General features: G+C 71.7%; 14 protein-coding genes. 10 read left to right on the top strand and 4 right to left on the bottom strand.

Translation table 11 applies throughout. The features are described 5' to 3' along the window. Window positions 1-104 precede the first annotated feature (104 nt). Together ACGFNI_RS35785 and ACGFNI_RS35780 are read left to right on the top strand one after the other, a co-directional pair. Window positions 105-779, top strand: coding sequence for a hypothetical protein (locus ACGFNI_RS35785; protein ID WP_393689914.1), 675 nt, complete (start codon window positions 105-107; stop codon window positions 777-779). 2 nt (window positions 780-781) lie between these two features. Beyond that, window positions 782-1,447 carry a hypothetical protein gene (locus tag ACGFNI_RS35780; RefSeq protein WP_393689912.1) on the top strand — a complete coding sequence of 222 codons (666 nt, stop codon included), beginning with the start codon at window positions 782-784 and terminating at the stop codon, window positions 1,445-1,447. Between the two features lie 53 nt (window positions 1,448-1,500). On the opposite strand, the gene ACGFNI_RS35775 is transcribed toward ACGFNI_RS35780, so the two are convergent. Next, window positions 1,501-1,893, bottom strand: a complete 393-nt coding sequence (locus tag ACGFNI_RS35775) for a hypothetical protein (RefSeq protein ID WP_393689911.1) — start codon at window positions 1,891-1,893, stop codon at window positions 1,501-1,503. Window positions 1,894-2,118: 225 nt separating this feature from the next. On the opposite strand from ACGFNI_RS35775, the gene ACGFNI_RS35770 reads away from it, so the two are divergent. Together ACGFNI_RS35770 and ACGFNI_RS35765 are read left to right on the top strand one after the other, a co-directional pair. Then, on the top strand, window positions 2,119-2,817 hold the full coding sequence (locus ACGFNI_RS35770) for an ATP-binding protein (protein WP_393689909.1): 699 nt from the start codon (window positions 2,119-2,121) through the stop codon (window positions 2,815-2,817). A 61-nt stretch (window positions 2,818-2,878) separates the two neighbouring features. Beyond that, window positions 2,879-3,364 (top strand): OsmC family protein, encoded by a 486-nt coding sequence (locus tag ACGFNI_RS35765; RefSeq protein ID WP_393689907.1) that lies wholly within the window; start codon window positions 2,879-2,881, stop codon window positions 3,362-3,364. A 152-nt stretch (window positions 3,365-3,516) separates the two neighbouring features. Here ACGFNI_RS35765 and ACGFNI_RS35760 read toward each other — a convergent pair whose 3' ends face one another. Continuing rightward, window positions 3,517-4,320, bottom strand: a complete 804-nt coding sequence (locus ACGFNI_RS35760) for a SigE family RNA polymerase sigma factor (protein ID WP_393689905.1) — start codon at window positions 4,318-4,320, stop codon at window positions 3,517-3,519. A 224-nt stretch (window positions 4,321-4,544) separates the two neighbouring features. On the opposite strand from ACGFNI_RS35760, the gene afsQ1 reads away from it, so the two are divergent. From afsQ1 to ACGFNI_RS35735, 5 genes are all read left to right on the top strand, one after another. Next, window positions 4,545-5,222 carry a two-component system response regulator AfsQ1 gene (gene afsQ1, locus ACGFNI_RS35755; RefSeq protein ID WP_131124765.1) on the top strand — a complete coding sequence of 226 codons (678 nt, stop codon included), beginning with the start codon at window positions 4,545-4,547 and terminating at the stop codon, window positions 5,220-5,222. A 98-nt stretch (window positions 5,223-5,320) separates the two neighbouring features. Next, window positions 5,321-7,057, top strand: coding sequence for an ATP-binding protein (locus ACGFNI_RS35750; RefSeq protein ID WP_393689915.1), 1,737 nt, complete (start codon window positions 5,321-5,323; stop codon window positions 7,055-7,057). Then, the gene (locus tag ACGFNI_RS35745; protein WP_393689904.1) at window positions 7,054-7,746 is read left to right on the top strand and encodes a hypothetical protein; all 693 of its coding nucleotides are present in this window, start codon (window positions 7,054-7,056) and stop codon (window positions 7,744-7,746) included. The genes ACGFNI_RS35750 and ACGFNI_RS35745 overlap by 4 nt, the downstream gene beginning before the upstream one ends. A 261-nt stretch (window positions 7,747-8,007) precedes the next feature. Continuing rightward, window positions 8,008-8,559, top strand: coding sequence for a VanZ family protein (locus tag ACGFNI_RS35740; RefSeq protein WP_393689902.1), 552 nt, complete (start codon window positions 8,008-8,010; stop codon window positions 8,557-8,559). 43 nt (window positions 8,560-8,602) lie between these two features. Beyond that, window positions 8,603-8,806 (top strand): PspC domain-containing protein, encoded by a 204-nt coding sequence (locus ACGFNI_RS35735; RefSeq protein ID WP_393689900.1) that lies wholly within the window; start codon window positions 8,603-8,605, stop codon window positions 8,804-8,806. Window positions 8,807-8,891: 85 nt separating this feature from the next. Here the strand turns inward: ACGFNI_RS35735 and ACGFNI_RS35730 are convergent, their stop codons facing one another. Together ACGFNI_RS35730 and ACGFNI_RS35725 are read right to left on the bottom strand one after the other, a co-directional pair. Further along, entirely contained in the window at window positions 8,892-9,167 is a 276-nt protein-coding gene (locus tag ACGFNI_RS35730) for a hypothetical protein (RefSeq protein ID WP_393689899.1), read from the bottom strand. A 140-nt stretch (window positions 9,168-9,307) separates the two neighbouring features. Next, window positions 9,308-10,468 (bottom strand): adenosine deaminase, encoded by a 1,161-nt coding sequence (locus ACGFNI_RS35725; RefSeq protein ID WP_393689897.1) that lies wholly within the window; start codon window positions 10,466-10,468, stop codon window positions 9,308-9,310. A 103-nt stretch (window positions 10,469-10,571) separates the two neighbouring features. Here ACGFNI_RS35725 and ACGFNI_RS35720 point away from each other — a divergent pair, with 103 nt between their 5' ends. Continuing rightward, window positions 10,572-11,387 carry an alpha/beta hydrolase gene (locus tag ACGFNI_RS35720; protein ID WP_393689895.1) on the top strand — a complete coding sequence of 272 codons (816 nt, stop codon included), beginning with the start codon at window positions 10,572-10,574 and terminating at the stop codon, window positions 11,385-11,387. The last annotated feature ends 90 nt before the right edge of the window (window positions 11,388-11,477 follow it).

Genomic DNA, 11,477 nt, shown 5'->3' with positions numbered 1-11,477 from the left:
CCGGTGCCCACGCAGCCACCACGAAACCCACCGCATCGACAGTCCGGACAGTCCCTGCCGGGACGAACCGGAACCGCTTACTCAAGGATTAGGAACCGCGCCGGATGAAGCCGGAGTACCGCGACTGCTATCTGCCCTTCCTCCAGCCGGGAGAGCGGCTGATCATCGCCACCGACCACTTCGCCAATACGGCGCTGCCCGCCGTCCCCGCCGCGCTGCGCACCCCGCAGCCCCGGCCCGCTCCCTCGGCTCTGGAGGAGCGGGTGCGGGGCGTGCTGGGCAGCGCGCTCGGGGCGGTCGCCAGGCCGCTGGGGGCGGTGAGCAACAACCGCCTGGTCAACAATCCGCTCACCCGCGCCGCCGGACGGGCGGGCGACCGCGTGGAGCAGGTGACCGACACCCTCGACCATGCCGCCGACCGTGCCGTCGAGAAGGCGATCTGGGGCACCGTCATGGACGGGGGCTGGCACAGCATCGCCGGCCGTTTCCTCGTCGACCTGACCAACGCCGGCGGCACGCCCCGGCGTCAGGCGATGACCGACCGCCGGCTGATCCTGCTGGTGGACCGCAACACCAGCTGGCGGAACACCACTCCGCAGTGGGACCTGGGGGTGGCGGTGCCGCGTACGCACATCACGCACGTCACCGCGCACCCGAAGGCCGTCGGCGGTCGCGGCCGGTTCGACGTCGGCTTCACCGACGGTTCGTGGATCGCCCTGGGCAGCGCGGTACGCAAGCACATGGAGGCGTTCGTGGCCGCCTGCGGTCAAGGGGTCTGAGCATGCCGAAACCTGACCACGCGTCACCCTGCCTGCGCTTCCTCCAGGCCGGCGAAGTCCTGCTGAGCGCCCACGACTACACGGAGTATCCGAACCTCCCGCTCGTCCCCGCCCATCTGCGGGTTCCACGGAAGCGGTCGCCGCTGGAGAAGCGGGTCCTGGGGGCGCTGGGCAGCGTCGTCGGCAGGGCCTCGCGGCCACTCGGGAGGGTGGCCGACAACCGGATGGTCAACAACCCGCTGTCGCGGGCCGTCGGAAACATGGCGGAGGGGCTCAGCGAAGCCCGGGAGAACATGGAGGACGCCGTCGACGACGCCGTGGAGCACGCGATGTACGGCAAGCCCATGGAGGGCGCGTGGACGAGCATGGCAGGGCGTTTTCGGGTCATGGCCGCCAACGCGGGCGGTTCGCCCCGGCATCAGGCGCTCACGGACCGGCGGCTGTTCGTCGTGACCGATCACGCCGGCGGCTGGCGGGCCCGCGAGCCTGAGTTGGCGATCGCGGTGGAGGTGCCACGTCAGGACATCGCGGAACTCCGCCCCAGGGCCCGCACATCGTTCCCCCGAGGCCGCTTCGACCTCGTGTTCGTGGACGGCTCCTGGATCGCGCTGAGCTGTTCGTTCCAGAGGGACATGGAGGCGATCGTGGGGGCCTTCTACGGACGCTGAGCCCGTAGAAGGCCGGACCGGACCCGCCGTCACCCCGCGCGGCCGGCCCCCCGTCACCCCGGCAGAATCCGCGTCACCGGCCCCACCAGCGGGAGGTCCTTGAGGGCGCCACCCTCGGCGAGGGTGCCTGTGAGGAGTTGGGTGCCGACCGGCTTGAAGTCGGCTACCTGGGTGCCGACGCCGTTGGTCAGCGGGTCGACCGGGGTTTTGGCCAGCGGGTTGAGCTGAAGGGTCTTGATGGGGTGGAGGGCGCCCCCGAGGGAGGCCGTCAGCGCGCCGGTCAGTGCCGAAGCGGTGGCGTTGGTGTCGGCCGAGTTCGTCGGGATCACGTCGGCGTGTGCCGTGCCGCCTGCCGCGAGGGCGGCGCCCGCCGCGGAGACCGTGAGCCCGGCGCGCAGGAGCGTGCGCGGGATGCGGCGGGGCTTGGGACGTGCGTGCGAGGCCATGTGCTGCCACCTGCCTGTGAGGTTGGGGTTCCCGGGCGGGGCCCCGCCACGGGGAGCGGATCCCGTTCCGGTAATCGGTTGACTGCACAGAGTAGTTGAGCGGCGGCGCCCGATCCAGCGCCCGCCGGACGGGCAGGCCCGACGTCGCGTCGGGGCGGGCGCGACTTCGGATGTGCCCGTCCAAGGGGATGGCCCGGACGGCTCCATGCCCGACAATGGGTGCCCGTGAGCTTCCAGTCCCCCGCCCGGCCGCCCGCCGCCCGCGTCGTCCTGCTGACCGGCCCGTCCGGTTCCGGCAAGTCGTCCCTCGCCGCCCGCACCGGCCTGCCCGTGCTCAACCTCGACGACTTCTACAAGGAGGGCACGGACCCTGGCCTGCCGCAGCTGCCGGACGGCGGCGGCGCGGACTGGGATTCGCCGCTCTCCTGGGACGCGGGCGCCGCCACCGCCGCCATCGAGGCGCTGTGCCACGGCGGGCGCAGCGCGGTGCCGGTGTACGACATCGCGGCCAGCGCCCGGGTCGGCGCGTCGGTCCTGGAGACCGGCGGGGCCCCGCTGTTCGTCGCCGAGGGCATCTTCGCCGCCGACGTCATAGGGCACTGCCGGGACGCCGGGCTGCTGGCCGACGCGCTGTGCCTGTGCGGCAGTCCCGTCACGACGTTCCGCCGCCGGCTGCTGCGCGATCTGCGTGAGGGCCGCAAGCCGGTGCCGTATCTGGTGCGCCGCGGCCTGCGTCTGCTGCGCGCCGAGCGGTCCGTGGTGGCCAGGCAGTCCGCTCTGGGTGCGTATCCGTGCGCGGGCCCGGAGGCGATGGCGCGGATATCCGCGGCCCGTACGGCGGGTCCTGTGGCGGCTCCCGCGGTGGTGTGCTCCGGGGTGTGCGGTTGCGGCGGCGATACGGATGTGGCACCCGTAGTCTCCTGAGTTCCGGCGCCCCGGCCGCGACGGATGCGGGCGGGGCGCGAGGACGACGAGGGGAGAGAGCATGCCGAGGAGCGGAGAGCACGCCTACCGCACACGCGTCACCTGGACCGGCAACACCGGTGCGGGCACCGGCACCTACCGTGCGTACGGCCGCGACCACGAGGTGACCGCCGATGGGCCGCCACCGCTGCCCGGCACCGCCGACCCGGCCTTCCGCGGCACCACGGACCGCTGGAACCCCGAACAGCTGCTGCTCGCCTCGCTCGCGCAGTGCCACATGCTGAGCTATCTCGCACTGTGCGCGCTGGGCGGCGTGGTGGTCACGGCGTACGAGGACACGGCGGACGGCACGATGGCGGAGGACGGCGCCGGAGGGGGCCGTTTCACCGAAGTGGTGCTGCGGCCACGGGTCGAGGTGGCGTCGGCCGAGATGCGGGAGCGGGCGCTCGCGCTGCACGACACGGCACACGCGAAGTGCTTCATCGCGAACTCCGTCAGCTTCCCGGTACGGCACGAGCCGGTGGTGACCGCGCCGCAGGGGTCCTGAACCACGCCCGGCGACGGGCGGAGCGCGACGGGCACGTCACAAGGAAGCGGGTCCTGACAGCCCCCCGGCCGTCAGGACCCGCTTCGATTCCCCTTGTGCTCCCCCGTACTTCCCCCGTATCCCGCTTTCCCCTCGGGCTCTTTCCCCGCCCTTCAGGCCACCAGCTCGCCGAAGGACTCCTCCTCGTCACGGCCGAAGCTGAGGACCTCGTCCTCGCGCAGCCGGCGCAGCGAGCGCCAGATGCTGGACTTCACCGTGCCGACACTGATGTTCAGAATGTCCGCGATCTCCGGGTCCGTACGGCCTTCGTAGTAGCGCAGGACGAGCATCGTGCGCTGCGGCTCGGGGAGCCTGGCCAGTGCCTGCCACAGCACGGCGCGCAGTTCGGTGCCCCGCATCGCGTCCACGTCGGCCGCCGTCTCCGGCAGTTCCTCGGTCGGGTATTCGTTGAGCTTGCGCCGACGCCAGGCACTGATGTGCAGGTTGGTCATCGTGCGCCGCAGATAGCCGCCCAGCGCCGCCTTGTCGCTGATCCGGTCCCAGGCGCGGTAGGTCGAGAACAGCGCGCTCTGGAGCAGGTCCTCGGCCTCGTAGCGGTCACCGGTCAGGTGGTAGGCGGTGGCGTAGAGGGCGGCGCGGCGCTCCTGGACGTAGGCGGTGAAGGCCGCTTCGGCCTCCGGCGTCTTCGTCCTGCCCTCCCCGTACGGGACCGCCCCGGTGTTCCCCCGATGTCCCCGGGCGGCCTCGTCGTCCCCCCCGTTGGCGGCGGATGCCCCGTGTCCCCCGTGGCATCCGTTCGCCGGGGCGTCGACGGCCACCATGTACGGCGGCCGTTGACGTCCGGTGCCGCGAGCGCACCCCCGTAGGCTCACGGCACCGGACTTCTCTCCAGCTCGCGCGACGTCGTGAAGACGCGTGATAACTGCGCTGGTAGTGGTTCCGTGCAGTGTGTTCATCTCGCGCCCCCCGTCGGTAGAGCCTTGATCTTCCGTGTGTCCGGGTGACGTTCTCTCCCGGTGCCGAGAACACTGCCAACTCAGTTTCATCGCGGTGTCCGCCGACTGTCACAGCCCTGTCACAGGGGTCGGAGAGGCGTGAGACGCCGACAGGGCACGTGTGAGGCGCACGGGAGGGGCCCACCGGTCGATGCGGTGGCGTCCCATGCGCCAGAATGGCTGTTGTGCCTTTCCTGTTGCTGATCGAGGACGACGACGCCATCCGCACGGCTCTCGAACTCTCGCTGTCGCGCCAAGGTCATCGTGTGGTGACCGCGGCGACGGGCGAGGACGGCCTGAAGCTGCTGCGGGAGCAGCGCCCTGACCTGATCGTGCTGGATGTCATGCTGCCCGGCATCGACGGTTTCGAGGTGTGCCGGCGGATCAGGCGTACGGACCAACTGCCCATCATCCTGCTCACCGCGCGCAACGACGACATCGACGTCGTGGTGGGCCTGGAGTCCGGAGCCGACGACTATGTCGTCAAACCGGTCCAGGGGCGGGTGCTTGACGCCAGGATCCGGGCCGTACTGCGCCGCGGGGAACGTGAGTCCAGCGACTCCGCGACCTTCGGCTCGCTGGTGATCGACCGCTCGGCGATGACGGTCACCAAGAACGGCGAGGACCTGCAACTGACGCCCACCGAACTGCGGTTGCTGCTGGAGCTGAGCCGCAGGCCGGGACAGGCCCTGTCCCGGCAGCAGTTGCTGCGGCTGGTGTGGGAGCACGACTACCTCGGCGACTCACGCCTGGTGGACGCCTGCGTGCAGCGGCTGCGCGCCAAGGTGGAGGACGTACCGTCCTCACCGACCCTGATCCGCACGGTCCGCGGCGTCGGCTACCGGCTGGACACCCCGCAGTGACGGACCGCTCGACCGCGGAAGACAGCGGGACGGCGGACGTCGAGGGGGGCACCGGCACACACGGCGCGACGGGCGCGACCCGCGGCAGGGGCAGGCCGCTGCTGCGGGCCCTGCGCCGGGCCTCGGGGCTGCTGCGCTGGACGAGCCTGCGGGTGCGCCTGGTGTTCGTCTTCGCCCTGGTCGCGCTGACCGCCGCGGTCTCCGCGTCCGGCATCGCGTACTGGCTCAACCGCAACACCGTCCTCGACCGCACCCAGAACGCCGTGCTCAAGGACTTCCGCAAGGCCCTGGACGAGCGCGCGGGTTCGCTGCCGCTGCGCCCGCGGTGCGCCGAACTCCAGGACGCCGCACGGCAGATGGCGGCCGGGCCGCAGAACTACACCGTGCTGCTGATCGGAGTGGACTCCGACGGCAAGGACTGCGCGGCCACCACCGACAAGAACCTGCTGACGCTCGACACCGTGCCCGCGTCACTGCGTACGGCCGTCGACACCGTGCGCCCGGTGGACGACGCGAACCGCTACCCGCACCACCTGTACTGGCAGCGCAAGGAGGCCGGGGACACCCCCTACCTGGTGGCCGGCGCGAAGGTCATCGGCGGCGGCCCGACCGGCTACATGATGAAGTCGCTGGCCACCGAGCGGCAGGACCTCAACTCGCTGGCCTGGTCGCTCGGCATCGCCACCGCGCTGGCCCTGGTCGGCTCCGCGCTGCTGGCGCAGGCCGCGGCGGCCACCGTCCTGCGGCCCGTACAACGCCTGGGCCACGCGGCACGGCAACTCGGCGAGGGACGCCTCGAAACCCGGCTGCGTGTCACCGGAACGGATGAACTCGCCGACCTGTCACGGACGTTCAACCGCACCGCGGAACAGGTCGAGCAGCGAGTGAAGGAACTGAGCGCCCGCGAGGAGTCCTCACGGCGGTTCGTCGCCGACATGTCACACGAACTGCGGACGCCGCTCACCGCGATCACCGCGGTGTCGGAGGTGCTGGAGGAGGAGGCCGACTCCCTCGACCCGATGATCGCGCCCGCCGTGCAGTTGGTGGTCAGCGAGACGCGCCGGCTGAACGACCTCGTGGAGAACCTGATGGAGGTCACCCGCTTCGACGCCGGCACCGCCCGCCTGGTCCTGGACGACGTCGACGTCGCCGACCAGGTGACCGCCTGCATCGACGCACGGGCCTGGCTTGACGCCGTCGAACTCGACGCCGAGCGCGGCATCGTCGCCCACCTCGACCCGCGGCGCCTGGACGTCGTACTCGCCAACCTGATCGGCAACGCGCTCAAGCACGGCGGATCGCCGGTACGGGTATCGGTACGCACCGAGGACGCGCCGGCGACCGGCCCCGACGGCACCTCCCGTACGGGCAGCTCCGCCGCGCCGCCCGCCCCCCAGAGCGGCCAGGACACGGCCCCCGCCGACACGCCGCAGCGGGCGGGCGGCTCCCTGGTGATCCAGGTACGCGACCACGGCCCCGGCATCCCGGAGAACGTACTGCCACACGTCTTCGACCGTTTCTACAAGGCGAGCGCGTCCCGGCCGCGCTCCACCGGCAGCGGCCTGGGCCTGTCGATCGCCCTGGAGAACGCGCACATCCACGGCGGCGAGATCACCGCGGCCAACCTTCCCGACGGCGGCGCGGTCTTCACCCTGCGCCTCCCCAGGGACGCCTCCCCGCTCGTCGAGGGCGGCGGGCCGAGGGACGGCGGCGGCATCACCCAGGGCCGGGTCGCCCGACGCGGCACCGGACCCGACGGTACGGGCACCACCGGCGCCTCCGGGCAGGACAACGGATCCGGCGCGGACGGCGCGGGGACAGGGGACGGACGATGAGGCACGGCCTGCCCACCGCTGACGGGCACGGACAGGGGCGGGGGCGGGGGCGCGGCGATGCCCGGCGGCCCGCCGCGTCCGTCGCCGTACTGGCCGGCGCCCTGGCCCTCACCCTGGCCGGCTGCGGCATCCGGGGCACATCCATCCCGGTGGACGCCGGCGGCGCACCGGCCCGGTCGAGCTGCAAGGCGGCCGACGGCGACAAGACACCGGACCGCCCCGACGAGGAACGGGCCACCGTCTACCTGGTGTGCAGCTCGGCGCTGATACCGGTGCAACGCACCGTGGCCCGCACCACGGGCTCACCGTCCGGCGCGGAGCGCCTGCGGGCCGCCCGCTACCTCATCGGCGCCCTGCAGCAGCCCCCGACACCGGCCGAGGAAGAAGCCGGATTCAGCACCGCGGTCCCCGATGACCTGAAGGTCGACGGCCCGCGCGCGGACGACCCCGATGACACCCTGCGCCTGAGCAGCAGCCCCGATGACCTGCCCTCCTTCGCCCTGGCACAACTGGCCTGCACCTACGGCGCCGCCCCGGCACTCGGCCGCACCCACGCAGCGGTACTCGGCGGCCCCGACGACGCCACACCGAGGCGCTACCCCTGCTCGGCCGAGGTACGCACCCACCCGGACATGGCCCAGAACGGGGACTGGGGGGTTGCGGTACCGGGGGGTGAGGGGGCTGGGTGAGGGGGCTGGGTGAGGGGGCTGAGTGCGGCGGGCTGGGGCCCAGAGGCTCGGCTCGGCCCAGCGGCTCGGCCCAGCTCGGCTCGGCCCAGCTCAGCTCGACTCGCCCCCCGCCCCCTCCCCCCTCTCCCCCTTCGGGGGAGGGGGCGGGGGTGGGTTCGGGGGTGGGGGGTGCGCAGGGAGCCGAAAGCACCCTTCCCCCACCGGCCAAGTCGGGCGCAACAGGGCGGAACCGCAGCCACCGCTACCGGCGTCCTGGCCTGTGTGCAGCGTCATGGCCCCGGCGACACCGTCACCTTCCGTATGCGCGCCACCGGACTTCTCCTCCTTGTGGTGCATCTGCTGATCGTCGGCGGGCTGATGCTGCGCCCCCGTACGGTGCCGTGGGTTCCGGCGGCGAATGTCGAGCCGCTGGCGTCGATCGCCGCCGAGCTCGCGCGCGGCCCGTGGTCGGCGTTGCAGAGCCTGGGCGGCTCGGTGCTGCTGCTGGCCCCGCTGGGGGTGCTGCTTCCCCTGTCGGCCGGGCGCCTGAACGTTTCCTCACTGGTGTCGCTGACCCGCACGGTGTTCGCCGGGGCGATGATCTCGCTGACCATCGAGGTGCTCCAGAGCGCGGTTCCCGGACAGGTCCCGGACATCGACACGGTGCTGCTGAACACGGCGGGCGTGGCCCTCGCGCACCTCGCTGTGGTCCCACGGGCGCGGGCCTGGCTCCGCCGCCGGAAGGAGGATCTTCAGGGTGCGACCCCGACGATCCCCAGGGTCGGTCTGGCCCCACAGGCCGATGTTCTCGCCGCGTACCGGACCTACCTTTGAGATATGGGGCAACCGCCCCCGGCATCGAAAAGGAGTAGTCCTCATGGCCGCCGCACTGGTCCGCCCCCGCAACAACCGAATAATCGCCGGAGTGTGCGCGGGACTGGCCCGTCGCTTCGGTACGACGCCGACGACGATGCGCGTGATCTTCGTGCTCTCCTGTCTTCTCCCGGGACCGCAGTTCCTGGTCTACCTGGCCCTGTGGCTGCTGCTCCCGTCCGAGAAGGGTGCCGCGGCAGCCTGGTAGCAGCCGACCGTTTTCCCCTTGTGCACGGCAATGCCCCGGCCCGTACGCCACTTCTCGCGTACGGGCCGGGGCACGTCGGGGGTGCTCAGCCGAGCGGGAGGACCTTGGTGACGATGCCCGTGGGCAGGCCGCCGAGCAGCTTGTTGCCCTGGCTGTTGGCGTTGACGCCGTCGGGGGTCGGCCGGGCCTGGGGGACGTCGGTGAGGGACTTGGTGGTCTGCTCCACCGGCAGCTTGCCCAGGACGTCGGTGGCGCCACCCGCGCCGGTCGCCGGGGCGGCGGCTGCGGTGCCCGCTGCCGCGGCGGCGAAGGCGACGCCGAGTGCTGCGGCGCCGAGAGTCCTGATGGTTCCCTGCTTCATCGCGATACGTCCTCATGATGGGGTTCTGACGGGCACTGCAACCTAGTGACGCGACCGGCACCCCGCAATCATCCCCGGACACGGAAATACGGCCGGTGGACGCGCCGCCGGCCGTATTCCGCGAATTCCCCGATGGCGCCTTATGCGGGGTCAGAACCGCTGGCAGCGACGGCAGTTGAACCGGGCTGCGGGAAAAGCCATTCGGAGCGCAGGGTGGCGTATCCGGGCTTGATCACGTCATTGATCATGGCCAGACGTTCATCGAAAGGAATGAACGCGGATTTCATCGCATTGACCGTGAACCACTGCATGTCATCGAGCGTGTAGCGGAACGTCTTGACGAGGTGTGCGAATTCGCGGGACATCGTCGTACCGCTCATCAGCCGGTTGTCGGTGTTGACCGTCAGCCGGAAGTGGAGCCTTCGCAGCAGCCCGATGGGGTGCTCCGCGTACGAAGGGGCAGCGCCGGTCTGGAGGTTGGAGCTGGGGCACATCTCCAGCGGGATGCGCTTGTCGCGCACGTAGGAGGCGAGCCGGCCGAGCTTCACCTCACCGTCGTCGCCGACCTCGATGTCGTCGATGATCCGGACGCCGTGGCCGAGCCGGTCGGCGCCGCACCACTGGAGCGCCTGCCAGATGGACGGCAGGCCGAACGCCTCGCCCGCGTGGATCGTGAAGTGGTTGTTCTCGCGCTTGAGGTATTCGAAGGCGTCGAGGTGGCGGGTGGGCGGGTAGCCCGCTTCGGCGCCCGCGATGTCGAAGCCGACGACGCCCAAGTCGCGGTAGCGGTTGGCGAGTTCGGCGATCTCCAGGGCGCGGGCCGCGTGCCGCATGGCGGTCAGCAGGGCGCCGACGCGGATGCGGTGGCCGTTGGCGCGGGCCCGTCGTTCGCCTTCGCGGAAGCCGTCGTTGACGGCTTCGACGACCTCTTCGAGGGTGAGCCCGCCCTCCAGGTGCTGCTCGGGCGCGTACCGGATCTCCGCGTAGACGACGCCGTCGGCGGCCAGGTCCTCGGCGCACTCGGCGGCCACCCGGGCCAGCGCGTCGCGGGTCTGCATGACGGCACAGGTGTGCGCGAAGGTCTCCAGGTAGCGCTCCAGCGAACCGGAGTCGGCGGCCTCACGGAACCAGATCCCGAGCTTTTCCGGGTCGGTTTCCGGCAGTCCGCCGTAGCCGTTGGCGCGGGCCAACTCGACGATCGTGCCGGGGCGGAGCCCGCCGTCGAGGTGGTCGTGCAGCAGCACCTTGGGGGCGCGGACGATCTGGTCACTGGTCGGGAGGGTAGTGGTCTCGCTCGTCATCTCGGCACTCTAGCCCCTACGCGCGTAGATCTCACCGAACGATACGTAACAGTGACCCGTCCACGGGGTGGCCCGCACCCCACGATCTGCCATCGTTCTGGGCATGGCTCAGCAAGCGCTGCCGGTGCGGGACGCCCGGCTGGGAAAACCGCTGGGATTGTCCGGTGACGAGGGGGCGCGCACCGCGCTCCGATGGAAGGGCGGCGGGCGGGTGCCAGGCCGCGCGGTGAGCGGTGTCGCGCTGCTCCTGCCGGGCGGGGAGGCGAGCGGAGTGCGGCGGCCTTCGCCGGTTTCGGCGCTGGCGGTACGGCCGCTCGCGGCGAAACTGGCGAAGGTGGGCCGCCCCGAGGGCCTGGCCGCCCATGTCGTCCACTACCGCTGCCGCGGCTGGAACGGCACGGCGGCCCATCCGGCACAGGACGCCGCCTGGGCGGTGACCGAGGTCGTCCGCCGCTACGGCGACGTGCCCGTCTGCCTGGTCGGTACGGGCATGGGCGCGCGGGCCGCACTGCGCGCCGCGGGGCACCCGGCCGTCCACTCCGTGCTGGGGATCGCCCCGTGGCTGCCGGAGCCCGGCGGTGAGCCCGGGGATCCCGACCCGGTCAAACAGCTCGTCGGCCGTCACGTCCTGCTGGTGCACGGCACGAACGACGAGCGCACCGACCCCGATCTGTCCTATCGCTTCGCCGAGCGCGCCAAGAAGATCAACCGCGACACCTGCCGCTTCGAGGTGCACTCCGACGGCCATTCCCTCTTCCAGCACCGCGCCGAAGTCCACGCGCTGGCCGCCGACTTCATGCTGGGCTCGCTGTTCGCCCGGGACTTCGCAAGGCCGGTGCAGGACGCCCTGGCCGCACCGCCGCCGCTGGGCCTGCGCATGCCGCTCGCCTCCGGCTTCGGCGCATCGCTGTGGTACTAGGGCGTGTTTGAGATGTGGTCACAGTGCCTGCCGTATCAAGGTGAGTTGGACGGTGGCCTCGTAGCGGACGGCGAGCTTGTCGTATCGAGT

The organism is Streptomyces sp. NPDC048644, from assembly GCF_043199105.1.
GTDB lineage: Bacteria > Actinomycetota > Actinomycetes > Streptomycetales > Streptomycetaceae > Streptomyces.
Note: the sequence above shows the minus strand (reverse complement) of the source record. Positions and strands in the feature narration are given on the sequence as shown.

Excerpts from the sequence above, each read along its gene's own strand:
- ACGFNI_RS35785 (WP_393689914.1), top strand. The coding sequence starts at position 105 with ATGAAGCCGGAGTACCGCGACTGCTATCTGCCCTTCCTCCAGCCGGGA.
- ACGFNI_RS35780 (WP_393689912.1), top strand. The coding sequence starts at position 782 with ATGCCGAAACCTGACCACGCGTCACCCTGCCTGCGCTTCCTCCAGGCC.
- ACGFNI_RS35775 (WP_393689911.1), bottom strand. The coding sequence starts at position 1,893 with ATGGCCTCGCACGCACGTCCCAAGCCCCGCCGCATCCCGCGCACGCTC.
- ACGFNI_RS35765 (WP_393689907.1), top strand. The coding sequence starts at position 2,879 with ATGCCGAGGAGCGGAGAGCACGCCTACCGCACACGCGTCACCTGGACC.
- ACGFNI_RS35760 (WP_393689905.1), bottom strand. The coding sequence starts at position 4,320 with ATGAACACACTGCACGGAACCACTACCAGCGCAGTTATCACGCGTCTT.
- ACGFNI_RS35745 (WP_393689904.1), top strand. The coding sequence starts at position 7,054 with ATGAGGCACGGCCTGCCCACCGCTGACGGGCACGGACAGGGGCGGGGG.
- ACGFNI_RS35735 (WP_393689900.1), top strand. The coding sequence starts at position 8,603 with ATGGCCGCCGCACTGGTCCGCCCCCGCAACAACCGAATAATCGCCGGA.
- ACGFNI_RS35730 (WP_393689899.1), bottom strand. The coding sequence starts at position 9,167 with ATGAAGCAGGGAACCATCAGGACTCTCGGCGCCGCAGCACTCGGCGTC.
- ACGFNI_RS35725 (WP_393689897.1), bottom strand. The coding sequence starts at position 10,468 with ATGACGAGCGAGACCACTACCCTCCCGACCAGTGACCAGATCGTCCGC.
- ACGFNI_RS35720 (WP_393689895.1), top strand. The coding sequence starts at position 10,572 with ATGGCTCAGCAAGCGCTGCCGGTGCGGGACGCCCGGCTGGGAAAACCG.